This window comes from Pseudoxanthobacter sp. M-2, assembly GCF_046156265.1.
Classification (GTDB): Bacteria; Pseudomonadota; Alphaproteobacteria; order Rhizobiales; family Segnochrobactraceae; genus CAMDHY01.
Genome location: NZ_JAWDIR010000033.1, coordinates 487,834 through 514,108, shown reverse-complemented (window position 1 = coordinate 514,108; position 26,275 = coordinate 487,834). Strand labels below are relative to the sequence as shown.

The following is a 26,275-nucleotide window of genomic DNA, read 5'->3' as shown; positions in this document are numbered from 1 at the left end:
GGGTTGAGGGTTGCCCGGCGGAGTGGTTCGAGGACACGGCCGACGGCACGGGCCGCAGCGATCTGCCGTCCTGTCTCTCCGTCGGCGTCACCCCGGACAAGCGAGCCGCAGGCGAGCGCCGATCCGGGGCCCAGCGCAACAGTGGTCGCGCGAAGCGCGACGCTTGAGCCGCGCGTCCCGCGCGGATTCGTCCGCTGGGTCCCGGCTCGGCACTCGGCTTCGCCTCGCTGGGCCGGGATGACGACCGTTGATGAAGAGCAAGGACACCGCGCCTCCACGCCCCGAACGGAACACCCCATGACACCCCCCACCCTCGACGCCATCGACCGAAAACTCCTCACCGTGCTGCAGCAGGAGGGGCGGATCACGGCGCAGGAGCTCGCCGAGCGGGTCGGGCTCACCGCCTCGCCGTGCCTCCGGCGCATCCGGCTCCTGGAGGAGGCGGGCATCATCCGCCGCTATGTCGCCGTCGTCGACCAGAAGGCAGTCGGGCTGCCGGTGAGCGTCTTCGTCTCGGTGAAGCTCGAGCGCCAGCGCGAGGAGGAGCTCGACCGCTTCGCCGCGGCGATTGCCCGCTGGCCGGAGGTGCTGGAGTGCTACCTGATGACCGGCCCGCGCGACTATCTGCTGCGCGTCGTCGTGCCGGACCTCGAGGCCTACGAGCAGTTCCTGAAGAGCAAGCTGACGCGCCTCGACGGCGTGCAGTCGATCGAATCGAGCTTTGCCCTCGGCCAGGTGAAGTACACGAGCGTGCTGCCGATCGGTTGATCGTCGGGAGGGGCTGCCCGTGTGCTATGCTGCAACGCGACTGCGCACCATCATCGTTCCAGTGTGTCGAGTGAGGTCGGCCACATCGCCAGCCCTTCTCCAGTCGTCATCGCCCGGCTTGACCGGGCGATCCATCGCGAGTGCCAACGCCTGTCGGTGCTGGGATGGATGGCTCGGTCAAGCCGGGCCATGACGGCCGAGGGGTGCGCGTGATATGCGCGGCGCGATCTTAGCCGGAGCCCCGATGCCGCCCGCCTCCATCCTCTCGTCCCTGCTCGGCCGTCTTGCCGCCGCGCCGTCGCGCACCGGCTCGCTGATCGTGACGATCTTCGGCGACGCCGTCGTGCCGCGCGGCGGCACGGTGTGGCTCGGCACGCTGGTGGAGATCCTGAAGGCGATGGGGGTCGGCGACGGGGTCGTGCGCACGGCGGTGTCGCGGCTGTCCGCCGACGACTGGCTGATGCGCGAGAAGATCGGCCGCAACAGCTACTACCGGCTGTCGGAGAAGGGCCGCGCCACCTTCGCCGACGCCACCCGCCGCATCTATGGCGGTGCGCCGGCGCCGTGGACCGGCGCGCTCAAGCTCGCGGTGATGGGGCCGAACGGCGACCGGGCGGCCCTGCGGGGCGCGCTCACGGACGCCGGCTGGGGCACGCTCGCGCCGACGGTGGCGGTGACGCCGGAGAGGGGTGGGGGCGCGTCGGCCCTGCTCGGGACCGGCGTCGACGATCCTCTCGGGGCGCTTTCAGCGGACAGTGACGACGGTGCGCTGGTGCTGACGGCGACGGGGGAGCCGGAGACGCTGCGGCGGCTGGCGGCCCTCGCCTGGCCGCTTTCGGAGGTGGCCGAGCGCTACGCTCATGTCGTCGACGCCGTCGGCCCGGTGGCGGCGGCGCTCGAGGGCGGGGTGGCGTTCACCGATCTCGAGGCGCTGATCGCCCGCATCCTGCTAGTCCACGAATATCGTCGCGCCATCCTCAAGGACCCTCTGCTGCCGGCCGCGCTGTGCCCGGACGATTGGCCGGCGCCCGCCGCCCGGTCGCTCTGCGCCACCGTCTACCGGCGGCTGGCGCCGGCGTCCGAGCGCTGGCTCGATGCGAACGCCGTCGACGACCACGGCCCGCTGCCGCCGCCGGATTCCGGGTTTTACCGGAGGTTCGGTGAGGGAGGGTGAGGGGGGCGCCTTGACCAAGGCGTCCCGGCGCTTGCCAAGTCTCTCTGGAACCAAGTCGCCCTGGAACGTCGTTGCCAGGAAGCGAGCCCGGCGTGCGCAACGTCGACTGACGCAATCCTCGCGCCGTCATGGCCCGGCTTGACCGGGCCATCCATCCACCCGGAGACGGCAGCCGTGTTCGCTCGTGATGGATCGCCCGGTCAAGCCGGGCGATGACGAGAGAGAGGTGAGAGCAGGGGACCAAGGACAGGCCGTGTCCGCGGCCGCAGGCCCGGTCGCCATCTCCTCACTCGCACCCGAACCCGATGCCCACCCAAACGTGTTACGAAAAAACTTGAACTTGAAAAATTCCGTGACATATTGAGGCCAACAAGCCTTCGGGAGGAGCGTGCCGATGTACACTCAGGCCCTCAACGCGCGCGATGCCGTCGCGCAGCCGCTCAGCGCGGAGGAGACGGCGAAGTCCGCCGCCTTCCAGGCGCGGATCGACGATGAACAGCGCATCGAGCCGAACGACTGGATGCCCGAGGCCTACCGGCGCACCCTCGTCCGTCAGATCTCCCAGCACGCCCATTCCGAGATCGTCGGCATGCTGCCGGAGGGCAACTGGATCACCCGCGCGCCGTCGCTGAAGCGGAAGGCCGCGTTGCTCGCCAAGGTGCAGGACGAGGGCGGCCACGGGCTCTACCTCTACGCCGCCGCCGAGACGCTCGGCGTGTCGCGCGAGGAGGTGGTCGACCAGCTCCTGTCCGGCAAGGCCAAGTATTCCTCGATCTTCAACTATCCGACGCTGACCTGGGCCGACATCGGCGCCATCGGCTGGCTCGTCGACGGCGCGGCGATCATGAACCAGATCCCGCTCTGCCGCTGCTCCTATGGACCCTATGCGCGGGCGATGATCCGCATCTGCAAGGAGGAGAGCTTCCACCAGCGCCAGGGCTACGAGATCATGCTGACGCTCTCGGCCGGGACGGCCGAGCAGAAGGCGCTCGCCCAGGATGCGCTCGACCGCTGGTGGTGGCCGTGCCTGATGATGTTCGGCCCGCCGGACGGCGAGAGCCAGCATTCCGACGCCTCGACCCGCTGGAAGATCAAGCGCTTCTCCAATGACGAGCTGCGCCAGAAGTTCGTCGACGCCACCGTGCCGCAGGCGCACTTCCTCGGGCTGACGATCCCCGATCCGAAGCTCGCCTTCGACGAGGCGACCGGCCACTGGCGCTTCGGCGAGATCGACTGGGAGGAGTTCCGCCAGGTGCTCGCCGGCAACGGCCCGTGCAACCGCGACCGCCTGCGGGTGCGCCGCAAGGCCCACGCCGACGGCGCCTGGGTCCGCGAGGCGGCGCTCGCCTACGCCGAGAAGCGCCGGGCGCGGAAGGCGGACGCGGAGAAGCGGGCGGCCTGAGGGCTGCGCGGCAAGGGCGAAGGTTCGAACAGCCTCTGCCCCCTCCGCCCTCTCCGCAGTCATTCCCGGGCTTGTCCCGGGAACCCATCCGGTGCCGCGGGTGATGGGTCAGACGAGTAGAACCGCAGACGAGGCGTCCAGCCGAGAGCCATGGGTTCCCGGCACAAGCCCGGGAATGACTACGGTAGGGGAAGTGGGCGCCTCAATCCCTCTCCTCCGTCATCGCCCTTGACCGGGCGATCCATCCGGGCGTGACGACTCGGATGGATGCCCCGGTCGAGCCGGGGCATGACGACTGAAAGAACAGTGGCCATGACGGCGACGCGGCTCTCGCCCTCGTGCAATGCCGCAGCGGCCGGACAGGAAACGACGAGGACAATCGCCATGACCGAAGCCAGGATGCCGCTCTGGGAGGTGTTCATCCGCTCCCGCAACGGGCTGTCGCACAAGCACGTCGGCTCGCTGCATGCGGCGGACGCCGAGATGGCGCTGCAGGCGGCGCGCGACGTCTACACGCGGCGCGGCGAGGGGCTGTCGATCTGGGTGGTGCCGTCCAACGCCATCACCGCCTCCGACCCGTCGGAGAAGGAGATGATGTTCGAGCCGACCGCCTCGAAGATCTACCGCCACCCGACCTTCTACGAAATCCCCGACGAAGTCGGCCACATGTGAGCCGAAGGGGCAGCGCGTCCCATCACGGCACGCCGCCCCACTGCCGACTGCCGACTGCCGACTGCCCACTGCCCACTGCCGGAACCCGTCCCATGCCCACCACCTCGATCACCCTCTCCGAGACGCCCCTCGTCGGCACCGTGCTCCGGCGCGCCGACGATGCGCTGGTGCTCGGCCACCGGCTGTCGGAGTGGTGCGGCCATGCGCCGATGCTGGAGGAGGACATCGCGCTCGCGAACGTCGCCCTCGACCTGATCGGCCAGGCCCGCGCCCTCTACGCCTATGCCGGCGAGATCGAGGGCTCGGGCCACGGCGAGGATGCGCTGGCCTTCCTGCGCGACAGCCGCCAGTACCGCAACCTGCTCTTGGTCGAGCAGCCGAACGGCGACTTCGCCGAGACGATCGTCCGGCAGTTCCTCTACGCCGCCTTCGTCGACCCCTACTGGCGGGCGATGACCGCCTCGACCGACCCGCGGCTCGCCGAGATCGCCGCCAAGGCGGAGAAGGAGAGCGCCTATCACCTCCGCCACGCCGCCGAATGGCTGATCCGCCTCGGCGACGGCACCGAGGAGAGCCACGCCCGCGCCGCCGACGCGCTGGAGGCCCTGTGGATCTACACAGGCGAGCTCTTCGAGGTCGACGCGATGGAGCGCGCCGTCGTCGAGACCGGTGCCGCCGTCGACCCGGCGAGCCTGCGGGCGACCTGGGATGCCACCATCGACGCCGTGCTTGGCGAGGCGACGCTGACGCGGCCGGCCGGGCTCGGCGTGCAGACGGGCGGTCGCAGCGGCCGCCACACCGAGCATCTCGGCCACCTGCTGGCCGAGATGCAGTCGCTGCCGCGCACCTATCCAGGAGCGACGTGGTGATGGCCGCCCGTCTCGTCGAGCCGGGCCCCGCGCCGGCCGCCGGCGAGGGCGCCCGTGCCGGATCCGAAGGGTTGCGCGCCCGCGCTTGGGCCGCGGCGGCTTCCGTGCTCGACCCCGAGGTGCCGGTGCTGAACCTCGAAGACCTCGGCGTGCTGCGCGGCGTCGAGATCGCCGCCGACGGCAGCCTCGAGGTGCTGCTGACGCCGACCTATACCGGCTGCCCGGCCACCGCGATGATCGCGCTCGACGTCGAGACGGCACTCGCCCGTGCCGGCCTGCCCGACGCCCGCGTCCGCACGGTGCTGTCGCCGGCGTGGACGACCGACTGGATCACCGCCGAGGGCCGCCGCAAGCTCACCGAGTACGGCATCGCGCCGCCGCCGCCGAAGGCCTCGCGCCGCGCCTTGTTCGGCGTCGAGACGATCGCCTGCCCGCGCTGCGCCTCGACCGATACCGAGAAGCTCGCCGAGTTCGGCTCCACCGCCTGCAAGGCGCTGTGGCGCTGCCGGGCCTGCCGCGAGCCCTTCGACCACTTCAAGTGCCTGTGACCGGCCGACGAAACGCCCGGACACGAGACCCGAACAGAAAGTCCTGGAGGCCCGTCATGGCGCCCGCCCCGCGTTTCCATCAGCTGCAGATCCGCGACCTCCGCCGCGAGACGGCCGACGCCGTGTCGATCGCGTTTTCCGTGCCCGAGGCGCTGAAGGAGACCTTCGCCTTCACCCCCGGCCAGTACCTCACGGTGCGCACGGTGATGGACGGCGAGGAGGTGCGGCGCTCCTACTCGATCTCGTCGGGCCTCGACGACGGCGAACTGCGCATCGCCGTGAAGCGCGTCGACGGCGGCGCCTTCTCGTCGTTCGCGAACGCGGGCCTCAAGCCCGGCGACGTTGTCGATGTGATGCCGCCGATGGGCCGCTTCACCCACGCCCCGGCGCCGGCGGTGAAGAAGACCTATGTGGGCTTTGCCTGCGGCTCGGGCATCACGCCGGTGATCTCGATCATCCGCACCGTTCTCGCGCGCGAACCGGAGAGCCGCTTCTTCCTGTTCTACGGCAACCGCGCCACCGGCTCGATCATCTTCCGCGAGGCGCTCGAGGACCTGAAGGACCGCCACCTCGATCGGCTGTCGGTCTTCCACGTGCTGTCGCGCGAGACCCAGGACATCTCGATCCTCAACGGCCGCCTCGACGGCGACAAGGCGAAGCTCCTGATCGCCGCGATGGTGCCGGGCGGCGTCGACGAGGCCTTCGTCTGCGGCCCGGCCGGCATGCTCGACAGCGTCGAGGCGGCGCTGCTCGCGTCCGGCCTGCCGCGCGCGGCGGTGCACGTCGAGCGCTTCACCCCCGCCGACGGCGCCGTCGCCACCGCCCCGCGCCGCCCCGCCACGGTGATCGCCGCGGAGGCGCCGAAGGCGGTCGCCACCATCGTCGTCGACGGCATCCGCACGGACGTGCCTGTGGCCGAGGGCGAGGCGGTGATCGACGCGGCGCTGCGGGCCGGCCTCGACCTGCCCTATTCGTGCAAGGGCGGCATGTGCTGCACCTGCCGGGCGAAGGTGACCGAGGGCGCGGTGGTGATGGACGTCAACTACTCGCTGCAGCCCTGGGAGCTCGAGGCCGGCTTCGTGCTGACCTGCCAGGCGAAGCCGACCACCGAGCGCGTGACGGTCGACTACGACGCGATGTGACAGCGGGCGCCGCTCAGCGGCGCCCGGCACGAGATAATTCCACCCGCGTCAGACTGCGAGTGAGCCTCGAAGCCCTCAGCCGGCGTCCATCTCTTCCAGCGCGCCGAGTGACTCGGGGAGGATCTGGCCGCCGTCGACGACGATCATCTGGCCGGTGACGTAGGCCGCCTCGTCGCTGGCGAAGAACAGCGCCGCATTGGCGATGTCCTCGACCGTACCCAGCCGCTTCATCGGCACCGACGCCTCCATCTTGGCGATGTACTCCGGGCCGAGCCCATCGAGCCCTTCCGTGCGGATGTTGCCGGGCCCCACCGCGTTGACGGTGATGTTCGACGGCGCGAGCTCGATCGCCGCCGTGCGCATGAAGCCGAGCTGGCCGGCCTTGCTCGCCCCGTAGTGCGACCAGCCGGGATAGCCGGTGATCGGCCCGGTGATCGACGAGGTCAGCACAATGCGGCCGTGGCCGCTCGCCTTCAGCGCCGGCAGGCAGGCGTCGACCGACAGGAAGGTGCTGCGCAGGTTGGTGCTAATGACGTGGTCGAAGTCCGCCAGCGTCATCTTGCCGAGCTTCGCCGCCGGGAAGATGCCGGCGTTGGCGCAGAGGATGTCGATCGAGCCGAAGCGGTCGAGCACCGCCTTCGCCATCGCCTTCGTGGCCGCCTCGTCGGAGACGTCGGCGACGAAGGCCGCGGCCGTGCCGCCGGCGGCGGTGATCTCGCCGACCACCTTCTCGGCGTCGGCCAGGGTTCGCGATACCACGGCGACCTTGCAGCCGGCCCGGCCGAAGCGGAGCGCGATGCCGCGGCCGATGCCCTTGCTTCCCCCGGTGACGATCACGGTGCGGCCGGCGAGCGAAGCGAACATGGCGTTCTCCTTGGTAGTGTGCGTGGGTCCGAGTGTGGGCTTTCCCAGGATTACCGTTCCGGCGCGCCGGCGGCGCTCAGCCGTAGCGGGCGAGCAGGTCCTCGGCCATTGTCAGCGCACCGTCGGTGTAGGCGGTGCCCATCTCCTGGGCGGTCGGCGTCTCGGCGTGCGAGGCGACCCAGGCGACGAGCAGGATGCGGCGGAGCATGACGAAGACGGGCAGTTCCTCCGCCTCCTCCTGCGACAAGGGCGCCACCGTGCGGTAGCCCTCGACCCAGGCGTCCATCAGCGACGGCACGATCGGGTCGTGCTCGAAGAACGAGACGGCCGAGGCGAAGTCGTAGACGAACCACGAGAAGCCGCAGTCGTCGAAGTCGATGACGGAGAGCCGGTCGCCGTCGACCATGAGGTTGGCGAGCCGGGGGTCGGCGTGGATGAGGCCGTAGCGGGCGGGCGTCTTGCCGAAGCGCTCGAGCCTGCGGCCGATCAGGTCGACGGCGCGGCCGAGGTGGGCACGGCCGGCATCATCGAGGCCGAGCCCGGCGCGCCAGGGCCCCCAGTGCGGCTTGTCGCCGAGCATCGTCTCGAAGTCCCAGACGTCGCGGACGAAGCCCGCCGGCCGCTGCCAGCGGCGCGAATGCTCGTGCATCTGCGCGGTGATGCGGCCGAGCTTGCGGAACCAGCCGACGAGGTCGGAGGCCTGGTCGGGTTCGCGGCCGGTGACGAAATCGAAGGCGACGGCGAAGCGGTCGGGCCGGCCGCCGGGCGAGACGAGGCGCTGCACGAACGAGCCGTCGCGGGCGGCGATCGGGGCCGGCGTCTCGACGACGTGGTCGGCCCTGAGCGCCTCGATCCAGGCGAGCTCGGAGCGTATCTGCGGCTCGTCGCGGTAGCCGATGCGGTGGACGCGGAGCACGAGGCGGCGACCGTCCGCCGGGTCGTCGAGGCGGTAGGTGGCGTTTTCCGAGACGTTCAGGAGCGTGATCGTCGAGCCGGCACCGAGGCCCCAGCGCCCGAGGCCGTCGCGGACCATCGCTTCGAGGTCCACGAGGGCCTCCGGACTGTACTCGCCGCCGTCCGCCATCCACCCGTCCCCCGGCACCCGCGCGCCGCCGAAATGGCGCTCTCGACGGCGCCTCGGAGGCCAGAATGGCGTCCGGGAATCATGTTGTAAAGCCCACAGAGCTTCGTGTAGCCTCCAACAGCAGAGGTGAGGAACCCAACATTCGGGAGTGTGCGGGGCCGGCTCGTCGGGGGGCTTTCGGGAGGGCGGCACCCCTGTTTCGGGCCGCGACCCGGGACGGCGCCGGGCACGCGCAGCCAGCCCGAAGTCACTGATCGACATAACCTTCCTGAGCGATAGGAGACCGGCATGACGACGTTCTCGAGGCGGACGGTGCTGCAGCTGATGGGAACCGGGGCGCTCGCCCTCGGGGGGGCCGGCAGCTTCGCCGGGCACGCCCTTGCGGCCCGCGAGAAGGAACTGAACATCCTGTGCTGGGAGGGCTACAACTCCGCCCAGGTGCTCGACCCGTTCCGCAGCGCCGAGGGCGCCACGGTGCGCGCGGAATCGCTGACGAACGACCCCACGATGATCAACCGGCTGCGCGCCGGCGAGACCAACGTGTGGGACCTGATCAACGTCAACAATCCCTGGGCCCGCGACGTGATGTGGCCCGAGAAGCTGATCAAGCCGCTCGATAAGGCGACCTTCGAGCCCTACTTCGACACCATGCTCCCGGCGTTCAAGGCGCCGTACAAGTGGGCGATGAGCGACGACGGCAGTGAACTGCTCGGCATGCCGCAGCGCTTCGGGCCCTATTCGTTCGTGGTGAACACCGACAAGATCAGCCGCGCCACCGCCGAGGAGCAGGGCTGGGAGCTGTTCAACGACGCCTCGCTCGCCGGCAAGTACGGCATCCTCGAATCCGACGACTGGAACGTCTTCAACATCTTCATCATCGCCGGCATCGATCCGTTCAAGGAGCACACGCCGGAGGAGATGGCGAAGTTCGAGGAGACGGCGAAGCGCGTCTTCAAGGGCGCCAAGCTGATCGGCGACATCGCGACGATGAACCAGGCACTGATCTCCGGCGAGATCGACCTTCAGATGACGGGCGGCACCTATTCGGTCTCGCCGGCGCGCGCCGACGGCTACATGAACCTGCGCGCCGTGACGCCGCTGAAGGGCCCGATCGACGGCAAGGGCGGCATCGCCTGGATCGAGATCACCTCGACGGTGAACAACCCGAACCTGTCGCCGCTCGCCTCGAAGTTCCTTGAGTACGTACAGGCGCCGGACGTGGCGCACACGGTGGCGTTCGCCGAGGGCACCTTCAACCCCGTCTGCCAGATGGGCGACCCGAAGTGCTTCGAGCTGTTCACCAAGGAAGAGCTCGACGCCATCCAGTGGGATTCGCTGGAGGAGGAGATGGCGCGCTCGGTCGAGTACGACATCGTGCCGGACTACGACGCGGCGCTCGATCTGATGACGGCCGCCAAGCGCGCCCGCGGCTGAGGACCGGATCGTTGATCGGCGGGGCGCTCACGTCCCGCCGATCCGCTGGATCCTCTGCGGCGAGAGCCATGGCGGCAGCGGCGGCCCGCCGCTTGCAAGGCCCTTGGCGGACGGCGGCCCGGCGCCCGGTGGTCGCCCTGGCGGCGGCCGCCTTGACCGATTCCCCGAGAACGACGAAGCGATGACCAGTACCCTGCAGTTCCGTCACGCCGACAAGGCCGTTTCCGGCCGGCCGATCCTGCAGCTCGTCGGGCTGCGCAAGACCTTCGAGAGCTTCGTCGCCGTCGAGTCCATCGACCTCGATGTCGGCGAGGGCGAGTTCTTCACCATCGTCGGCCCCTCCGGCTCGGGCAAGACGACGGTGCTGCGGATGCTCGCCGGCATGGAGCGACCGACCAGCGGCGACATCGTGCTGCGCGGCGAGCGGGTCAACGACCTGCCGCCGAACCGCCGTCCGACCTGCCTCGTCTTCCAGTCGCTGGCGCTGTTCCCGCACAAGACGGTCGGCGACAACATCGCCTTCCCGCTGAAGATGCGCGGCGTCGACAGGGCCACGCGGCGCGCCCGCGCGCTCGAGCTGATGCGCATGGTGCGGCTGCCGGAGAGCTATCTCGACAAGAACGTCATGAAGTGCTCGGGCGGCGAGCGCCAGCGCGTCGCGCTCGCCCGCGCCTTCGCCTACGATCCGGAGATCCTGCTGTTCGACGAGCCGCTGTCGGCGATCGACTACAAGCTCCGGAAAACGCTCGAGAAAGAGCTGAAGGACATCCACAAGGACACCGGCAAGACCTTCATCTACATCACCCACAGCCTCGAGGAGGCGATGGTGATGTCGGACCGCATCGGCGTCATGCGCGCCGGACGGCTTGTGCAGGTCGGCACGCCGGAGGAGATCTACAACCGCCCGAAGGACAAGTTCGTCTCCGAGTTCATGGGCGAGGTGAACGTCATCGGCGTCCGCCGGCGTCCCGACGGCGGCCACGAGGGCGTCGACCTGCCCGGCACCTTCACGCTGTCGGCCGACGCGCCCCCAGGCGACGCCTTCGTCGTCGTGCGGCCAGAGGTGGTGCGCTTTCTCGACAAGCCGGAGGACGCCGACAACCACCTCTCCGGTATCGTCTACAACGAGTACTCGCTCGGCTCGCGCATGCAGTACCAGGTGCGCGTCGGCGACAAGGTGGTGATCGTCGAGCAGTCGCGGCGCAACGCCTGGACCGGCGGGCTCGACCAGCCGGTGCTGATCGGCTGGGACGCCCGCGACGCCATCGTGGTCGAGGCGTGAGATGAGCGTCGCCGACACCGCGAGCCCGGCCGCTGTCGCACCGGCTCCCGCCAACGAACGGAGCCTCAAGCTGCTCTCGGCGGGCGCGCGCTGCGCGCTGCCGGTCGGGATCCTGCTCGTCCTCGGCTTCGTTGCGCCGCTCGTCACCGTGATCGCGTACTCGTTCGCCGAGCCGCGCTCGTTCACGGTGTTCCAGACCTTCACGCTCGAAAACTTCGCCTCGATCTTCGATCCGGCGAACACCGTGTGGATGTCGTTCGCCTGGTCGCTGGCGCTCGCTGCCTTCACGGTGGCGGCGCTGGCGGTGGTGGCCTACCCGATCGCCTACGGCCTCGCCCGCCTGTTCGGCCGCTGGTCGGGCCTCGTCTCGGTGCTGTTCGTCTTCCCGCTGTTCATCTCCGAGAACGTCCGGCTCTATGGCTGGGTGCTGTTCTTCATCAAGGGCGGCGTGCTCGACGGCACGCTGAAGACGCTGTTCGACGGCGCCGGACCGGAGGTGCTGTTCACGCCCGGCGCGATCCTGTTCGGCATGGTCTACGTCTACCTGCCGTTCATGCTGTTCCCGATGACGCTCGGCCTGTCGCTGGTGCCGCGCGACCTGATCGAGGCTGCGCGCGATCTCGGCGCGAGCCGCCTGCAGATCTGGCGCGAGGTCGAGCTGCCGCTCGCCATGCCCGGCATCATGGTCGGCATGCTCCTCACCTTCGTGCTGGCGGTCGGTGCGGTGGCCGAGGCGAAGGTGCTCGGCGGGCAGTCGATCATCGTCATCACCCACGACATCGAGATCGCCTTCACCTACGCGCAGAACTGGCCGCTCGGGTCGGCGCTGGCGGTGCTGCTCATGCTGATCATCGCCGCGGTGACGCTGATCGCGCTGTCGAAGCTCGACCTCGACCGCATCCTCGGGAGGCGGTGAGATGGAGCAGACGACGAAGCGCACCAAGGCGCTGATTGCCGCCTGGACCGCCTTCGTGGTGGTGGCGATCTACATGCCCGTCGCCTGCGGGGCGCTCGCCTCGCTCGGCAAGGGCCGCTATTTCACCTTCCCGATCCGCGCCTGGTCGACCGACTGGTGGACGCGCACGCTCGATTCGATCGAGATCGGCCAGCTGGTGCGCACGTCGCTGCTGGTGGCGGCGTGCGTGACGGTGGTCGCGGTTGTCATCGGCTATTTCGGCGCGCTCGCCTTCGCCCGCTACAACTGGCTCGGCCGGCGGACCTTCCAGAAGATCGTGCTCCTGCCGATCTTCTTCCCGCAGCCGGTGTTGGGGCTGGCGCTGCTGCTCTGGTTCAACGCCGTCGGCATACCCCTTTCCTGGCAGACGGCGGTGGTGGCCCATCTCGTCTGGATCGTGCCGGTGGTGACGCTGGTCATCGCAACCCAGGTCTATTCCTTCGACCCGACGCTGGAGGAGGCCGCCTTCGACCTCGGCGCCAGCCGCTGGCAGGTGATGCGCGAGGTGACGCTGCCGATCCTGTGGCCGGGCATCTGGTCGGGCGCGCTGTTCGCCTTCCTGCTCTCGTGGGGCAACTTCCCGCTATCGCTCTACACGACCGGGGCCGACTCGACGGTGCCGGAGTGGCTCTACGCCAAGATGGTCGCCGGCTACACGCCGATGGTGCCGACGCTGGGCACGATGAGCACGATCGGCGCGGCCCTGGCGCTGATGTTCGGCTGGATCGCGCTGACGGTCGCGCGGCGGCGGCAGCAGAGCGGCGGGTGAAGGAGCGGGCGAGGGCCTTGTCGCGGCGGTCGCTCTGCCGTATGATTACAGATGATTACAAAGGAGCACACCGTGTCGTCGCGCGCTGCATCCGAACCGATCACCATCCGCACCAGCAAGGTGGCCGAGATCGACGCGCTGGCGAGTGCGATGGATCGGTCCCGCAACTACATCGTCAACCAGGCGATCGAGCAGTATCTCGAAGCCAACGCCTGGCAGATGGAGCGGATCAAGGACGGCGTCGCGGCTGCCCGCGAGGGCCGTGTCACGCCAGCCGATGAGGTCTTCGCAGGCATCCCCGCGAAGCACGGTTGGACGCGTTGAAGCGGCTGGTCATAGCCGAGCCTGCAGCCCGCGATCTGGAAGAGATTGTCGACTACATCGCCTTCGACGATCCGCGCGCGGCGGAGCTCTTTTACCGTGCCATCGTCCGTGTGGCGGAGAAACTGCCCGCCTTCTCGGCCCTGGGGCGCCCTGGGCGCCATCCGGAGACGCGCGAACTCAGCATCCCGGATTTGCCTTATCTCATCGTGTACGAGGTCGGCCCCGAGGCAGTGACGATCCTGGCGGTGTTTCACACGTCCCGCGATCTGGCGAAGGTCCTGCGCGACCGGATGAAGGGCGGCTGACCGCCCCTCAGCCCTCGCGGCCGCCGATGGCGGCGAGGACCGTCTCGATCGTCGCGAGGCCGCGCTCGACGTCGGCCGTCTTGCCGGACATGTAGATGCGGCCGGCGGCGCCGATCATCTGGACGTCGACGAGCGTCAGCTTCGGCGCGGCGCGCTCGGCCTCGTTGGCGGCGATCGCGGCATAGAGCGCCGGCACCATCTCGCAGACGAGCAGCGTCTCGCCCGGCAGGATCATCGAGGCCTGGCGGTTGCGGTTGATGATCACCGCGTGCTGGTCGGAGATGTCCTCGATGATGTCGGCATAGAGGACACGGGGCTTCAGCTGCTCGCCGTCGCCGGCACCGATGCCGGCGAGGATGGCCGCGCCCGCCGCCTGCAGCTTCGCCGGATCGTCACCGTGAAGCTCGAGGATGCCGAACTGGCGCTCGACGAACAGGATGCCCGGCTCGAGGTCCGGGTCGGCCTTGAGGGCGAGGTCGATGACGCGCTCGATCATCAGCCCCGGCGCCACCTCGATGATGAGGGCGTGCTGGCCGGCGAACGGCGGATAGCCGCGGGCGCGGGTCGGCGTGCCCATGTAGGCGGCGAACTGCGGCTGCAGGTCGGCCACCGTCAGGTAGACGCGCAGGTCGCCGCGCTTCGGCGCCGGCGCGGCCGGCGTCGGGGCGGGGTCCGCGGCCGCCGGGGCGGCGCGCTTCGTGGGCGTTCTCGCCACGCTGTTCTCCCTGAGGATCAAGGGCCTGCCGACCGGCGCGGCCGTTCGGCCGCCGTCGGCATCCGCCGCAGGCTGGCGCCGGCCAGAGGCCGGCGGCCAGCAATCACTTCGCCGACATGCCCGCGGTGAAGTGCTTCGCCACGTCGGCGTGCGGACGCGGGATGACGTGCACGGAGACGAGGGTGCCGACCTGGCCGGCGACTTCCGCGCCCGCCTCGGTGGCGGCCTTCACCGCGCCGACGTCGCCGTTGATGATCACCGCGACCAGGCCGTCGCCGACCTCTTCGCGGCCGATGATCGTCACGTTGGCGGCCTTCACCATGGCGTCGGCGGCGGCGAGCGCAGCGACATAGCCCTTGGTCTCGATCATTCCGATGGCGTTGCTGGACATCTGTCCCTCCTTGGGTGGGCGTTCGGTTCGTGGGTCTTGTTCAGGACTTGCTGGCTCAGGACTCGTCGGCTCAGGACTTCGCGATCAGGACTTCGCGCCCTCGTCGATCGATGCGACGATCAGAGCGTCGATCGGCGGGGCCTTGCCGGGGAACCAGCCGGCGGCGACCGAGCCGGTGGCGATGACGACCTGCTCGCCCTCGCCGCAGCCGAGCGGATCGAAGGCGAGAAGCCGCGAGGTCGAGCCGTCGATGACCACCTCGAGGATGGTGCCGGCGGGCATCTCGGGGAGCCGCTTGGTGGACCAGACGCGGCCGGTGACGGTTGCGCGCAGCATCAGCGTCGTGCCTCCAGCTTGAGCCCCAGCGCCCTCGCCTTGTCGCGGGCGAGCGGCGTCACCACGGCGCCCGGGGCGAGCACGATGGTGACGGCCTTGGCGTTGGCGACGATCTTGGCCTCGGTGACGGTGCCCGACAGCACGACGGCGGCCGGAGCGACGGGTGCGGCAGTGGGTGCGGATGCGGCGGCCCGGCCGCCGATGAGCGAGAAGCGATGGCGGCCGGCGCGGATGGTGGACCCCGTCGCCGGATCGTCGAGCAGCGCGGTGAGGCGGCGGACGAAGCTCGCGAGGTCGGCATCCGACGTGATTGCCACCGGCTCGACGGCAGGTGTCGCGGCGCCGGGTGCGGCGTGCGGGACGGGCGCCTTCTGAATGGCAGCAGCCGAGCCGTTCGGCGCGGCGACCGGCCCGCCCTTGCGGCTCGCCAGGGCCTCGCGCAGCACCTCGCGGACCATCGCCCTGAGTTCGGCCTCGCTCATCGCGCCGCCTCCGCCACGAGCTCGAGGGCCGCGATCGCCGCCTCGGCGGCCGCCTTCACTTCCGATTCCGTGCCGGACAGGTAGAGCCGGCCGGTGGCGCCGATCATCCGGTAGTCGACGACCTTCACCGTCGCCGCCTTCTCCGCGGCGTTGCAGGCGAGGATGGCGTAGGCGGCGGGCTCGGCCTCGAGCACGAACAGCGTCTCGCCGGCCAGCACCATCGAGCCGCCCTTGTTGCGGTTGATCAGGAAGGCGTGCAGCGGGTCGATGCGGCTGACGATCTGCGAGGCGAGGATCTTCGGCTTCATCGCCGCCGAGGCCTCGACGCCGAGATGGCGCAGCACCGCGGCGGCCGCCGCCTTCACCGCCGACGTCGAGCGGGAGTGGAACTCGAGGTAGCCGAACTGGCGCTCGACGACGAGGATGCCGCCCTGCACCTCGGCCTCCTTCAGCGCGGTGTCGGTGAGCGCCTCGATGTCGAGACCGGGGGCGACCTCGACGATCTGCGCCGCCATGCCGGTGCGCGGCAGCGAGCCGCGGATCCACGTGCCCATGAAGCACATCGTCTGCGGCTGCAGCTGGTCGATGAAGATGAAGGAGCGGAGTGTGGCCATGTCCGTCAGGCCGCCAGCACGGCGTTGAGCTCTTCGAGAATGATCTTGCGAAGCTCGCGGCGGAGCGCCTCGGCATCCGCGTCACCGCCGCCGGAAGCGACCAAGCGCGGTGGCGCCGAGGGCTTCGGCAGGTCGAGCGGGTCGAGGCCGCGGAAGTCGCCGAAGGCCTCGCTCGCCGCCTTGTTGTAGGCGATGCGGGCGAAGTGGACGAAGTGGTGCGGCGTCAGGTTGTCGCCGATCGACGAGCCGCCGGCGAATCCCGTACCGATCGTCATCGACGGGCCGAGGTTGGTCTCGAAGCCCGACGCCCCGAGCGAGCAGCCGGCGTTGACGGCGAAGCGCAGCGCCGGCACCGCGGCGGCAAACGCCAGAATGGTCGCCTCGCGCTTGGAATGCACCCCGGCCGTGTGACCCTTGCCGCTGCGCCGCATCATCGAGCGCGCCGAGGCGATCGCCTGGTCGAGGCCGTCGACGCGGGCGAACGCCAGCACCGGGCAGAGCTTCTCGCGGACGAGCTTTTCTTCCGGCTGCACGAGCGTGACGGGGGTGACGAGGATCTTGGCGCCGTTCGCCGAGAAGCCGGCCTCCTTCGCGATCAGGGCGGCGTCCTTGCCGATCATCGCCGTGTTGAAGCCGTCGTCGCGGAACAGGAGCGCGCGGACCTTCTCCGTCTCGGCCGGCGTGCAGATGTGGGCGCCGGCGGCCTTCATCGCCGCGAGCAAACGGTCGGCGATCGAGGCGTAGGCGAGAACCGTCGATTCGTTGGTGCAGAGGATCGAGTTGTCGAACGACTTCGAGGCAACGATGCGCTTGCCGGCTTCCGTCACGTCGGCGGTGTCGTCGACCAGCACCGGCGCGTTGCCGGGGCCGACGCCCATCGCCGGGTTGCCGGAGCGGTAGGCGGCCTTGACGACCGCCGGGCCGCCGGTGGCGACGATGAGGTCGACGCGCTCGTCGCGCATCAAGGCCTCGATCAGCGGAATTGTCGGCTCCTCGATCACCTGGATGGCGCCGTCGGGCGCGCCGGCGGCCTTCGCCGCCGCCGCAAGCACATGGGCCGCCTCGGTACAGACGCCCTTCGCGCCCGGGTGGGGGCTGAGGACGACGGCATTGCGCGTCATCAGCGCGAGCAGCGTCTTGAAGTAGACGGTGGCGACGGGGTTGGTGACCGGGATCAGCGCGAAGACGACGCCGGCCGGGCGCGGCAGCTCGACGATCTTCTTGTCGGCGTCGATGCGAGGGGAGACGAAGTCCTCGCCGCGATAGAGCTCGACGAGGCCGCGCGAGCACGCCTCGTTCTTCATCACCTTGTGCTCGACGACGCCGTAGCCGGTCTCGCGCACGGCAGCCTCGGCGAAGGTGCGCGCCTTCGCGTGGCCGGCCTCGGCGACCGCCTGGACGATCCTCTGGATCGCGCCCCGGTCCATCTGGGCGAGGCGGGAGGCGGCCCAGCGGGCGCGCCCGAGCATCATCCGGCCGCGCTCGAGAGCGGCGTCCGGCACCTTCATCAGCGGCTCGTCGGCAACGTGCGGCATCGCGGGTCTCCGGATCGCCAGTCTCAGGCGGCCTTGCGGGCGGCGTGCATCAGCTCGCGGGCGCGCGGCATCGCCGCGTCGAAGCGGTCGAGGATCTCCTCGCAGAGCTCGACGCTCTTCAGCACGCCCGGCTTGAACTGCAGCACGCGCTTGTCGAGGGAGGAGAAGATCGCCCAGACGCCGTGCTCGTAGAGCGCGCGCGACACGTGCACGGCCCCCTCCGGGTGGTCGAACTCGAGGCCGAGGACGACGCCCTTCTGGCGGACGCCGGAGAAGATGTCGCCGTGGCGGCGCATCATCTCGGCCATGCCGGTGGCGAAGAACTCGGTGACGGCGGCGACGTTCGCGACCACGGCCGGGCGCTGCAGCATCTCCAGCACCTTCATCGCGACGATGCAGCCGAGCTCGGCGCCGCCGGTGGTGGTGATGTGAGCGGCACCGTCGATGTTCAGCCAGTCGCCGCAGCGCTCGTCGACGACGGCGGCGCTGATCGGATAGAGGCCGCCGGAGAGACCCTTGGCGGTGACGTAGATGTCCGGCTGCACGCCATAGGCCTGCCAGCCCCACATCTCGCCGGTGCGCATCAGCCCGGTCTGCACCTCGTCGGCGATGTAGACGGTGCCGTACTTCTGGCAGAGCGCCTTGCAGGCCGGCAGGTAGCCGTCATCAGGCATCGGGAAGCCGTAGGTGGCCGGGATCGTCTCGATGATGAGGGCGGCGACGTCGCGGCCGGAAAGGGCGCGCTCCATGGCGGCGAGATCGTTGAACGGCACCTGCTCGAACTCTTCCGGCCGGTCGGCGAGGAAGATCTTCGAGAAGCGGTCGTCGCCGGTCGCCACCGAGAGGCCGGAGTGGCCGTGGTAGCCCTTGTAGATCGACAGGATCCTGCGGCGCTTGGTGGCGAAGCGGGCGCTCTTCAGCGCGATCTCGACCGCCTCGGCCCCGCCGGCGCCGAACACCGCGTACTTCAGCCCCGGCGAGATGCCGACCAGTTCCTCCGCCAGCGCCGAGCGGGCGACGGACGGAAACCAGTGGTTGCCCATGTCGAAATAATCGAGCGCGTATTTCAGCGTCTCGACGAGTTCAGGGTTCCGGTGGCCGAAGTTGTAGGTGCCGCCATTGAGGTGCAGGTCGATCAGCCGGCGGCCGCTCATGTCGTAGAGGAAGTAGCCCTCGCGCCGGTCGATGACGAGATCGACCCCGAGCTTCTGCCAGAACTTCGTCTTGTCGGGATTCCAGTAGCGGATCGCCGTGTCGAGGAGGTCCTCCTTCGACTCGTAGCGGAACAGGCCGTAGTCATACATCGGGCAGCTCGCTGCTGGAAGCCAAGCGTGAAATGACCGTACTCCAACAAAAAAATGTTGTAAAGCGCACTTCGGCGTGGACATGCCGCCCCATTCGTCACAAATTTGTTGGACTTCGGGCGATCGGAGGCAGAATGCCGGGCATTGCGGTGAAGCGGACGGGCAAGGCCGGGCGGCAGGAGGTCATCCTTGCCGCGCTCCGGCGCTCGCCGGCGATGCGGGTGCACGAGCTCGCCGACTGGCTGACGGTGTCGCCGGAGACGATCCGGCGCGACCTCGCGGAGCTCGACGAGCGCGGCCTGATCAGCCGCACCTATGGCGGCGCGGTCAGGCCCGTCACCTTCGAGCCGGCGCTCACCGAGCGGCAGGCGCTGATGGTGGAGGAGCGGCGCGCCATCGCGGTCGCCGCCGCCGACCGCATCGAGGCGACCGACATCCTGATGATCGGCGGCGGCGCCACGACGCTGCACTTCGCCCGCGAGCTCGCCGCCCGCGAGATGCCGCTCACCGTCATCACCCACGCCTTCTCGATCGCCATGGCGCTGTCGGCGAACCCGCGCATCGAGGTCTTGATGCTGCCCGGCAAGTACGACGGCCGCGAGGGGCTGATCCACGGCGCCGACACCATCGAGGCCCTCGCCCGCTTCCACGCCAACAAGGCGGTACTCGGCGCATCCGGCCTGTCGGACGAGGGCCCGAACGACGCCTCGATGGCGCCGGGCCTCGTCTACGGGGCGATGATGCGGCGGGCGGCGGAGACGCTGGTGCTCGCCGACCACGGCAAGTTCGGCCGGCCATCGCTCGTCGTCTACGGCGCCTGGTCGGCGACGACGACCCTCGTCAGCGACCGCGCCCCCGACGGCGACCTCGCCGCAGCACTGGAGGAGGCGAGCGCCGCGGTGCTGGTGGGTTCGTCCCACCCGTAGCCAAAGTCGGTTGACGGCTCCCGTCGTTCCCGTAGCGTCGCCGAATCGGGGCGCGCCGCCGGGGCGGCCCGGCGGGGGATTGCGCTGACCGATGCCGACGGTGCCGAGGCCGAACGACCAGCTCGCGATGAAGCTGCAGCTGACGGCCGCGGCGCTGGGCTGCACCACCGGCAAGGAGCTGTGCGGCCGCTTCGCCGCCGTCAATCCGGCCACCGCCTTCACGGTGGAGAACGCCTACAAGTGGATGCGCGGCAAGGCGCGGCCGCGGCTCTCCAGCGTCTATGACGACTGGGCGGCGGTGCTCGGCCTCGGGCTTTCGCCGCAGTTCCTCGCCGCCGCGAGCTTCGAGGCGCTGGCCGAGGCGCTGCGACCGCACGTCTTCCTGAGCGAGGAGACGATCGCCGGGATCGCCGCCGGTGGCGCGCGGGACGAGGCGGAGGCCGCACCGGGGGGCGCCTCCTGGCGCAGCGAGCACATCCTCGTCGGGCGCTATCTCGCGATCTCGCCGGCCTGGGCGAGCACCCGGCGCGGCAGCCTGATCACGGGGCCCGTCGACATCACCGCCCGCCCCGGCGGCGCGCTGGCGCTGAGCTATCGCGAGCACCTGTTCGGGCAGACGGTGGAGATGAGCGGGCGCCTCACCGTCGATGGCCGCACCGCGCAGTGCACCGTCAACTGCGGCTCGACAGGACGGCTGTTCTACTTCGCCCTGATCGTGCCGGCCCCGCCCGGCAGCCTCGTGGGCGGCCTGTTCTGCGGCAACGCCCTGCACGATCCGGACGCGCGGCCGACCGCCTGCCGCATCGTCTTCATCCGCGACCGGGCGATCGGGGCCGAGGCGCTGGAGGCGCGGGCACGCTACATCGACGCCGACGCCACCGACCTCGCCGACGAGCTCGCGGCGCTCGGCTATAGCGGGTCGCAGGCGGCGGCCGAGAGCCTGCTCGCCTTCCTCGTCGCCCCCGGCATCGGCCTGACGATCGCCGCCGACACCGTCGAGGCCGGCGCCATCGGCATGGCGCTCGACCGGCTGATCGCCGGCTGACGGCCCGGCGCACGACGGTGTTCGCGCACAGGAAATTGCCCGCCACGGCGACGCGCGGATCGGCTATCGTCCGCACCGCTGACGAGGATTCGGGGCCGGCATGACGGGACATACGCGACCGGCGCTCTCCCCGGCGATGCAGGCGATCCTCTTCGTCGCCTCCGCCGGGCTCTGGTATTTCGCCATCGGCGACAACTACGACTGGTGGGCGCCGTGGCTGGCGCCGCTGCCGCTGCTGGTGCTCGCCACCGGTAGCGGCGTCGTCGTCACGGCGGTGGCGACCTTTGCCGCTGTCGCCGCCGGGCTGACCAACGTCTTCATCCACCACGGCTTCGCGGTCGAGAGCCAGAACGTCCTCGTCTATCTCGGCTACGGCATCGACCCCGTTACCTATGTCGGCCCGATCGTCGCCTATGCCGCGGCCGCCGCCGTCATCGTCGTGCTCGCGCGCTTCGCCGCGCTCAGGCTGCGGCACCCGGCGGCGCTCCTCGCCTTCCCGGCGCTGTGGACGGGCTACGAGTACATCGTCTTCCTCGCCCGCCGCGGCGACGCCGGCTTCAGCCTCGCCTACACGCAGGTGGAAATCCTGCCGCTCGTGCAGATCGCCGCCGTCACCGGGCCGTGGGGCGTCGTCTTCCTGGTGATGATGGTGCCCGCCGGCCTCGCCACCGCCTGGCTGCTGCGCGACCGGCCGCGGCAGGCGGTCGCCTGCCTCGTCGTGCCGGCGGCCTGCGTCCTCCTCGCCTTCGTCGGCGGCAGCCTGCGCCTCGGCGACACCGCCGGCGAGCGGCAGGCGGTCGTCGCGGTGGTGGCGCCGCCGACCGACGAGACCATCCTGGACGCCACCTCCGCGGCCGCCGTGGAGGCCGCCATCCAGGCCTACGAGGCGCCACTCGACGCACTCGCCGGCACCGGCGTCGAGCTCGTCGTGCTGCCGGAGAAGCTCGCCGCGATCGGCCCGGACCTCGTCGACAGGGCCTTCTCGCACTTCCAGTCGATCGCCGACCGCAACGGCCTGTCGGTGCTCGCCGGCTTCACCGAGACCGACACCGGCGGTGGCGCCAAGAACACCGCGCGGCTGTTCGCGCCGGGCACGACGTCGCCCGTCGCCTACGTCAAGGAATACCTGATCCCGGGGCTCGAGGGCCGCTACACGGCGGGCACGGCGCCGCTGGTGATGACCGACCGCTCGGCGCCGTGGGGGGTCACCATCTGCCACGACATGGACTTCCCGGCGAAGTGGCGCGGCTATTCCCGCCAGGGGGTGGGGCTGATGGCAGTGCCGGCGCTCGATTTCGACGTCGACGCCTGGCACCACGCTCGCGTCGCCATCTTAGCCGGTGTCAGCGGCGGCTTCGCGGTGGCGCGCAACGGCCAGTGGGGCATGCTGACGCTCAGCGACGACCGCGGCCGCGTGCTGGCGGCAAAGCTCACCAGTCACACCGAGACGACAGCGATCCAGGCGACGGTGCCGGTCGGGCGCGGCAACACGCTCTATGCCCGCTTCGGCGACTGGTTCGCCATGCTCTCGCTGGCGGCGGCGATCCTTCTCATCGGTGCCGCCCTGATGGCACGGCGCGAAGAAGAAAAGGCTCGGGGGAAATCATGATCTGGATCGTCGCCGCAGTCGCGGCCATCGCCGGCTTCCTGTTCGGCTTCGACGAGGGCGTCATCGCCGGGGCGCTGGCGCCCCTGAAGCAGGACTTCACCATCACGGCGACGGCCGAGGGGCTGATGACGGCGGCGGTGCCGCTCGGCGCGCTGGTCGGCGCACTCGCCGCCGGATACCTCGCCGGCCCGATGGGCCGCCGCGGCGTGCTGCTCGCCGCCGCCATCCTGTTCGTCCTCGGCGCGCTGTGGGCGGCGCTCGCCGGCGGCGTGTTCTCGCTGACGATGGCGCGCCTGGTGCTCGGCCTCGCCATCGGCTCGGCGGCGATGACGGCACCGCTCTACATTGCCGAATGCGCCCCGGCCGAGAAGCGCGGCACGCTGGTCGCCGCCTACCAGCTCGCCATCACCCTCGGCATCCTCGGCGCCTACTTCATCGACGACATCGTCATCATGCTGACGCCCGACGACCCGACCGACTCGTGGCGGTGGATGTTCGCCGCCGGCATCGTGCCGGCGGTGGCGCTCGGCGTCGGCATGGCGCTTTTGACCGACACGCCGCGCTGGCTGATGCAGAAGGGCCGGCGTGACGAGGCCCGCCGCGTCGCGGCCCGGCTCGCGGAAGTGCCCGAGAACGACCGGGCGGTGGAGGAAGAGCTCGCCGACATCGAGGCGCGGCTCGTCGAGGAGAGGCGCGGCACCGGCGGCCCGTCGCTGCTGTCGCCGACGGTGCGGCCGGCGCTGATCGTGGCAATGGGGCTGTTCCTGCTGCAGCAGCTCTCCGGCATCAACGCGGTGATCTACTTCGCCCCCACCGTGTTCGGCCTGACCGGCTTTGACACCCACGCCGGCGCGATGCTGGCGACGGTGGGTATTGGCGTCGTCAACGTCGCGATGACGGTGGTCGGCATGATCATCATCGACCGCATCGGCCGCCGCTCGCTGCTCGTCATCGGCTTCCTCGGGACGGCGGTGAGCCTGGCCGCCATCGCGGTCGCCGCCTCCAGCGGCAGCGGCGACCTCGGCTGGGTCGCGCTGATCGGGCTCGTCGTCTACATCGCCGCCTTCGCCATCAGCATCGGGCCGCTGCCGTGGATCATGATGGCGGAGGTGTTCCCGCTCGCCGTGCGCGGCCCCGGCATGGGCCTCGCCTCGGTGGCGAACTGGGGCTTCAACGCGCTGGTCGTGTTCTCCTTCCCGGTGCTGCTGCAGGCGGTGGGGCTGTCGGTGGTGTTCGGCCTGTTCGCGATCGTCTGCGCGCTCGGCGTGTTCTTCACGCTGCGCTACGTGCCGGAGACGCGCGGGGCGAGCCTCGAGGACATCGAAGCCCACCTCACCGCCGGCCGGCCGTTCGCGGCGTTCGGGCGGGCGTGAGGCCGAGAGGCGCCTCCCGCGATCGTTGCACTTGACGGCCGCGGGCCGGCCGGAGAAACAGGCGGCGCCGAAAGGGGTGCCGCCCATGAACAGCATCAACGTCATCGCACCCTACCGTCTGCATGGCATGTGGGTGTTCGACGATCCCGCTCGGGGACTGGTCCAGGAGCCGTTCGTCGGCGGTGCCGACACGATGATCGACAAGATCGTCGCCGGGCTGCGCGACGCCCATAACGGGTTCGTCATGGTGTTCTCGTCGAACGCCTTCCCCGGCAGCCAGTTCGAGCTCGACTGGCGCCGGCCGGACCGGAGCGGCAACGTCTATTTTTCGACGGCGCTCGACGCGGAAGGCTGGCTCTGCCCGGCCCTGCTCAAGTACTTCGATGCCCCGCCGCCGAAGCTTTTCGTGGCAGTGCGGGAGCGCGACGGCGCCGCCTGAGACGTCCGCCTCAGGCTGCGGCGCGGGCGGCGCGGACGAGGGCCAGCGCCTCCGACGGCACGAGGCGGCCGTCGTAGAGGGCGCGGCCGGCGATGGCCCCTTCGAGGATCGCAGCCTCCGGCGCGAGCAGTTGGCGCACGTCGTCGAGGCCGGCGAGGCCGCCCGAGGCGATCACCGGGATCGAGACCGCGCGGGCGAGCTCCAGCGTAGCCGCGAGGTTGAGGCCCTTCAGGAGGCCGTCGCGGTCGATGTCGGTGTAGACGATCGCCGCCACACCGGCGTCCTCGAAGGCGCGGGCGAGGTCGACGGCGGCCATCTCGGATGTCTCCGCCCAGCCTTCCACCGCTACCTTGCCGCCCTTGGCGTCGATGCCGACGACGACGCGGCCAGGGAAAGCCTTGGCCGCCCGCCGCACCAGCTCCGGATCGCGGACGGCGATGGTGCCGAGGATGACGCGGCGGACGCCGCGCTTGAGCCAGCCCTCGATCGCGGCCATGTCGCGAATGCCGCCGCCGAGCTGCACCGGCAGACCGGTGGCGGCGAGGATGCCCTCCACCGCCGCGCCGTTGCGGCTTTCGCCGGCGAACGCCCCGTCGAGGTCGACGACGTGCAGCCACGAGAAGCCGGCGTCGGCGAAGGCGCGCGCCTGGGCGGCCGGGTCGTCGTTGAAGACGGTGGCGGACGCCATCTCGCCGCGCACGAGGCGGACGCAGCGGCCTTCCTTCAGATCGATGGCGGGAAACAGGATCACGGGCGCCACTTCAGGAAATTGGAGATCAAGGCGAGCCCGAGGTGCTGGCTCTTCTCGGGATGGAACTGCGTGCCGACGAGGTTGTCGCGCGCCACCACCGCCGTCACCGGGCCGCCGTAGTCGGTGGTGGCGACGATGGTGTCGGGGTCCGTCGCGGCGAGATGGTACGAGTGCACGAAATAGGCGTGCAGGCCGGCGGGGCCGGTCTCGATGCCGGCGAACACCGGGTGGTCGCGCACGAGCGTCAGCGTGTTCCAGCCCATGTGCGGCACCTTCAGCGTCGGGTCCGACGGCTCGATGCGCACCACGTCGCCGGGGATCCAGCCGAGGCCCTCGGAGGTGACGTATTCGAGGCCGCGCTCGGCCATCAGCTGCATGCCGACGCAGATGCCGAGGAACGGCGTGCCGCGCACCTCCACCGCCTCGCGCAGCGCCTCGACCATGCCGGGGACGGCGTCGAGGCCGGCACGGCAGTCGGCGAACGCGCCGACGCCCGGCAGCACGACGCGCTCGGCGCGCGCCACCACGGCGGGATCGGCGGTGACGGCGATGGCGATGCCGAGCCCCGCCTCGCGGGCGGCGCGCTCGAACGCCTTCTCGGCCGAGCGCAGGTTGCCCGAGCCGTAGTCGACGATGGCGACGCTCATCGCGAACGCTCCGAGGTGGGGAAGAGACCGAGGACCTGGGCCTCGTCGCCCTCGTGCCGCGAGGACGCGTAGACGCGCGGCACCGTCGCGGGCGGGGCCGAGGTGCCGGAGGTCGGCGCGACGGGTGCGCCGCCCTCCCAGTCGGCGAAGAAGCGGCGCTCGCACTCGCTGCGGTCGGTGCCGGCGACGACGCCGGCGAAGCGGAAGCGACGGCGCTCGAGCGTCCAGCGGCGCAGGCTGCTCGCTTCGAAGCCCATCACCAGCGCGATCGCCAGGGCGGCGACCAGCGGCGCCGGCTCGCCCACGAGCGAGGCGCCCCACTGCACGATGACGACGATGGCGATCCACAGCACGAGCACCAGCCACATCCGGTGCCAGAGGAGCCAGAGGAGCGGGATCAGGAAGGCCGCCCACGAGAAGCCGTCGCGGACGAAGGTGACGCGCTCGGCATCGCGCATCAGGTCGCCGGACGGCGGCGGCTCGTGAACGGTGAAGACGGCCATGATCGGTCCTCGC

30 protein-coding genes are annotated in these 26,275 nt (G+C 70.4%); 18 read left to right on the top strand and 12 right to left on the bottom strand.

Annotated elements, in window-relative coordinates; genetic code table 11:
* Positions 1-297: 297 nt before the first annotated feature.
* The 7 genes from RUR49_RS17530 to paaE all read left to right on the top strand — a co-directional run bounded on the left by RUR49_RS17530 (position 298) and on the right by paaE (position 6,575).
* Positions 298-768 (top strand): Lrp/AsnC family transcriptional regulator, encoded by a 471-nt coding sequence (locus RUR49_RS17530; RefSeq protein ID WP_409147674.1) that lies wholly within the window; start codon positions 298-300, stop codon positions 766-768.
* A gap of 244 nt (positions 769-1,012) precedes the next feature.
* Positions 1,013-1,942, top strand: coding sequence for a phenylacetic acid degradation operon negative regulatory protein PaaX (gene paaX / locus RUR49_RS17525; RefSeq protein ID WP_409147673.1), 930 nt, complete (start codon positions 1,013-1,015; stop codon positions 1,940-1,942).
* A gap of 394 nt (positions 1,943-2,336) precedes the next feature.
* Complete coding sequence (gene paaA, locus RUR49_RS17520; protein WP_409147672.1) at positions 2,337-3,344, top strand: 1,2-phenylacetyl-CoA epoxidase subunit PaaA; 1,008 nt, start codon at positions 2,337-2,339, stop codon at positions 3,342-3,344.
* A 384-nt stretch (positions 3,345-3,728) separates the two neighbouring features.
* Positions 3,729-4,016 (top strand): 1,2-phenylacetyl-CoA epoxidase subunit PaaB, encoded by a 288-nt coding sequence (paaB, locus tag RUR49_RS17515; protein WP_409147671.1) that lies wholly within the window; start codon positions 3,729-3,731, stop codon positions 4,014-4,016.
* Between the two features lie 92 nt (positions 4,017-4,108).
* Positions 4,109-4,885, top strand: coding sequence for a 1,2-phenylacetyl-CoA epoxidase subunit PaaC (gene paaC, locus RUR49_RS17510; protein ID WP_409147670.1), 777 nt, complete (start codon positions 4,109-4,111; stop codon positions 4,883-4,885).
* Positions 4,885-5,433, top strand: coding sequence for a 1,2-phenylacetyl-CoA epoxidase subunit PaaD (gene paaD / locus RUR49_RS17505; protein WP_409147669.1), 549 nt, complete (start codon positions 4,885-4,887; stop codon positions 5,431-5,433). The genes paaC and paaD overlap by 1 nt, the downstream gene beginning before the upstream one ends.
* A 56-nt stretch (positions 5,434-5,489) precedes the next feature.
* Positions 5,490-6,575, top strand: a complete 1,086-nt coding sequence (gene paaE, locus RUR49_RS17500; RefSeq protein ID WP_409147668.1) for a 1,2-phenylacetyl-CoA epoxidase subunit PaaE — start codon at positions 5,490-5,492, stop codon at positions 6,573-6,575.
* 75 nt (positions 6,576-6,650) lie between these two features.
* On the opposite strand, the gene fabG is transcribed toward paaE, so the two are convergent.
* Positions 6,651-7,439, bottom strand: coding sequence for a 3-oxoacyl-ACP reductase FabG (gene fabG, locus RUR49_RS17495; protein ID WP_409147667.1), 789 nt, complete (start codon positions 7,437-7,439; stop codon positions 6,651-6,653).
* A gap of 76 nt (positions 7,440-7,515) precedes the next feature.
* Positions 7,516-8,523 (bottom strand): phosphotransferase enzyme family protein, encoded by a 1,008-nt coding sequence (locus tag RUR49_RS17490; protein WP_409147666.1) that lies wholly within the window; start codon positions 8,521-8,523, stop codon positions 7,516-7,518.
* A 288-nt stretch (positions 8,524-8,811) separates the two neighbouring features.
* On the opposite strand from RUR49_RS17490, the gene RUR49_RS17485 reads away from it, so the two are divergent.
* From RUR49_RS17485 to RUR49_RS17460, 6 genes are all read left to right on the top strand, one after another.
* Positions 8,812-9,957, top strand: coding sequence for a PotD/PotF family extracellular solute-binding protein (locus RUR49_RS17485; RefSeq protein WP_409147665.1), 1,146 nt, complete (start codon positions 8,812-8,814; stop codon positions 9,955-9,957).
* A gap of 181 nt (positions 9,958-10,138) precedes the next feature.
* The gene (locus tag RUR49_RS17480; protein WP_409147664.1) at positions 10,139-11,239 is read left to right on the top strand and encodes an ABC transporter ATP-binding protein; all 1,101 of its coding nucleotides are present in this window, start codon (positions 10,139-10,141) and stop codon (positions 11,237-11,239) included.
* 1 nt (position 11,240) lies between these two features.
* On the top strand, positions 11,241-12,155 hold the full coding sequence (locus RUR49_RS17475; RefSeq protein ID WP_409147663.1) for an ABC transporter permease: 915 nt from the start codon (positions 11,241-11,243) through the stop codon (positions 12,153-12,155).
* A gap of 1 nt (position 12,156) precedes the next feature.
* Positions 12,157-12,963 carry an ABC transporter permease gene (locus RUR49_RS17470; protein ID WP_409147662.1) on the top strand — a complete coding sequence of 269 codons (807 nt, stop codon included), beginning with the start codon at positions 12,157-12,159 and terminating at the stop codon, positions 12,961-12,963.
* Positions 12,964-13,035: 72 nt separating this feature from the next.
* Positions 13,036-13,287, top strand: coding sequence for a CopG family ribbon-helix-helix protein (locus RUR49_RS17465; RefSeq protein ID WP_409147661.1), 252 nt, complete (start codon positions 13,036-13,038; stop codon positions 13,285-13,287).
* A complete protein-coding gene (locus RUR49_RS17460) occupies positions 13,275-13,592 on the top strand; it encodes a type II toxin-antitoxin system RelE/ParE family toxin (protein WP_409147660.1) in 318 nt (105 codons plus the stop codon). Before RUR49_RS17465 ends, RUR49_RS17460 begins: the two co-directional genes overlap by 13 nt.
* A gap of 7 nt (positions 13,593-13,599) precedes the next feature.
* Here RUR49_RS17460 and RUR49_RS17455 read toward each other — a convergent pair whose 3' ends face one another.
* The 7 genes from RUR49_RS17455 to RUR49_RS17425 form a co-directional block, all read right to left on the bottom strand.
* Positions 13,600-14,307, bottom strand: a complete 708-nt coding sequence (locus RUR49_RS17455; RefSeq protein ID WP_409147659.1) for a microcompartment protein — start codon at positions 14,305-14,307, stop codon at positions 13,600-13,602.
* Positions 14,308-14,410: 103 nt separating this feature from the next.
* The gene (locus tag RUR49_RS17450; RefSeq protein WP_409147658.1) at positions 14,411-14,698 is read right to left on the bottom strand and encodes a BMC domain-containing protein; all 288 of its coding nucleotides are present in this window, start codon (positions 14,696-14,698) and stop codon (positions 14,411-14,413) included.
* Positions 14,699-14,782: 84 nt separating this feature from the next.
* Positions 14,783-15,034, bottom strand: coding sequence for a EutN/CcmL family microcompartment protein (locus RUR49_RS17445; protein WP_409147657.1), 252 nt, complete (start codon positions 15,032-15,034; stop codon positions 14,783-14,785).
* The gene (locus RUR49_RS17440; RefSeq protein ID WP_409147656.1) at positions 15,034-15,516 is read right to left on the bottom strand and encodes a hypothetical protein; all 483 of its coding nucleotides are present in this window, start codon (positions 15,514-15,516) and stop codon (positions 15,034-15,036) included. Before RUR49_RS17440 ends, RUR49_RS17445 begins: the two co-directional genes overlap by 1 nt.
* Complete coding sequence (locus RUR49_RS17435) at positions 15,513-16,130, bottom strand: BMC domain-containing protein (protein ID WP_409147655.1); 618 nt, start codon at positions 16,128-16,130, stop codon at positions 15,513-15,515. Before RUR49_RS17435 ends, RUR49_RS17440 begins: the two co-directional genes overlap by 4 nt.
* Positions 16,131-16,135: 5 nt before the next feature.
* Positions 16,136-17,665, bottom strand: a complete 1,530-nt coding sequence (locus tag RUR49_RS17430; protein WP_409147654.1) for an aldehyde dehydrogenase family protein — start codon at positions 17,663-17,665, stop codon at positions 16,136-16,138.
* Between the two features lie 23 nt (positions 17,666-17,688).
* A complete protein-coding gene (locus RUR49_RS17425; RefSeq protein WP_409147653.1) occupies positions 17,689-18,969 on the bottom strand; it encodes an aspartate aminotransferase family protein in 1,281 nt (426 codons plus the stop codon).
* A 134-nt stretch (positions 18,970-19,103) separates the two neighbouring features.
* Here RUR49_RS17425 and RUR49_RS17420 point away from each other — a divergent pair, with 134 nt between their 5' ends.
* From RUR49_RS17420 to RUR49_RS17400, 5 genes are all read left to right on the top strand, one after another.
* Positions 19,104-19,895, top strand: coding sequence for a DeoR/GlpR family DNA-binding transcription regulator (locus RUR49_RS17420; RefSeq protein ID WP_409147652.1), 792 nt, complete (start codon positions 19,104-19,106; stop codon positions 19,893-19,895).
* Between the two features lie 91 nt (positions 19,896-19,986).
* Complete coding sequence (locus RUR49_RS17415) at positions 19,987-20,940, top strand: hypothetical protein (protein WP_409147651.1); 954 nt, start codon at positions 19,987-19,989, stop codon at positions 20,938-20,940.
* Between the two features lie 100 nt (positions 20,941-21,040).
* Complete coding sequence (locus tag RUR49_RS17410) at positions 21,041-22,549, top strand: nitrilase-related carbon-nitrogen hydrolase (protein ID WP_409147650.1); 1,509 nt, start codon at positions 21,041-21,043, stop codon at positions 22,547-22,549.
* Entirely contained in the window at positions 22,546-23,922 is a 1,377-nt protein-coding gene (locus RUR49_RS17405; RefSeq protein WP_409147649.1) for a sugar porter family MFS transporter, read from the top strand. Before RUR49_RS17410 ends, RUR49_RS17405 begins: the two co-directional genes overlap by 4 nt.
* Positions 23,923-24,007: 85 nt before the next feature.
* Entirely contained in the window at positions 24,008-24,361 is a 354-nt protein-coding gene (locus RUR49_RS17400; protein ID WP_409147648.1) for a DUF6717 family protein, read from the top strand.
* Between the two features lie 10 nt (positions 24,362-24,371).
* On the opposite strand, the gene hisA is transcribed toward RUR49_RS17400, so the two are convergent.
* The 3 genes from hisA to RUR49_RS17385 are packed head-to-tail and all read right to left on the bottom strand — an operon-like array spanning position 24,372 to position 26,262.
* Complete coding sequence (hisA, locus tag RUR49_RS17395) at positions 24,372-25,112, bottom strand: 1-(5-phosphoribosyl)-5-[(5-phosphoribosylamino)methylideneamino]imidazole-4-carboxamide isomerase (protein WP_409147647.1); 741 nt, start codon at positions 25,110-25,112, stop codon at positions 24,372-24,374.
* On the bottom strand, positions 25,109-25,759 hold the full coding sequence (hisH, locus tag RUR49_RS17390) for an imidazole glycerol phosphate synthase subunit HisH (RefSeq protein ID WP_409147646.1): 651 nt from the start codon (positions 25,757-25,759) through the stop codon (positions 25,109-25,111). Before hisH ends, hisA begins: the two co-directional genes overlap by 4 nt.
* On the bottom strand, positions 25,756-26,262 hold the full coding sequence (locus RUR49_RS17385; protein WP_409147645.1) for a DUF2628 domain-containing protein: 507 nt from the start codon (positions 26,260-26,262) through the stop codon (positions 25,756-25,758). The genes hisH and RUR49_RS17385 overlap by 4 nt, the downstream gene beginning before the upstream one ends.
* Between the last annotated feature and the right edge of the window lie 13 nt (positions 26,263-26,275).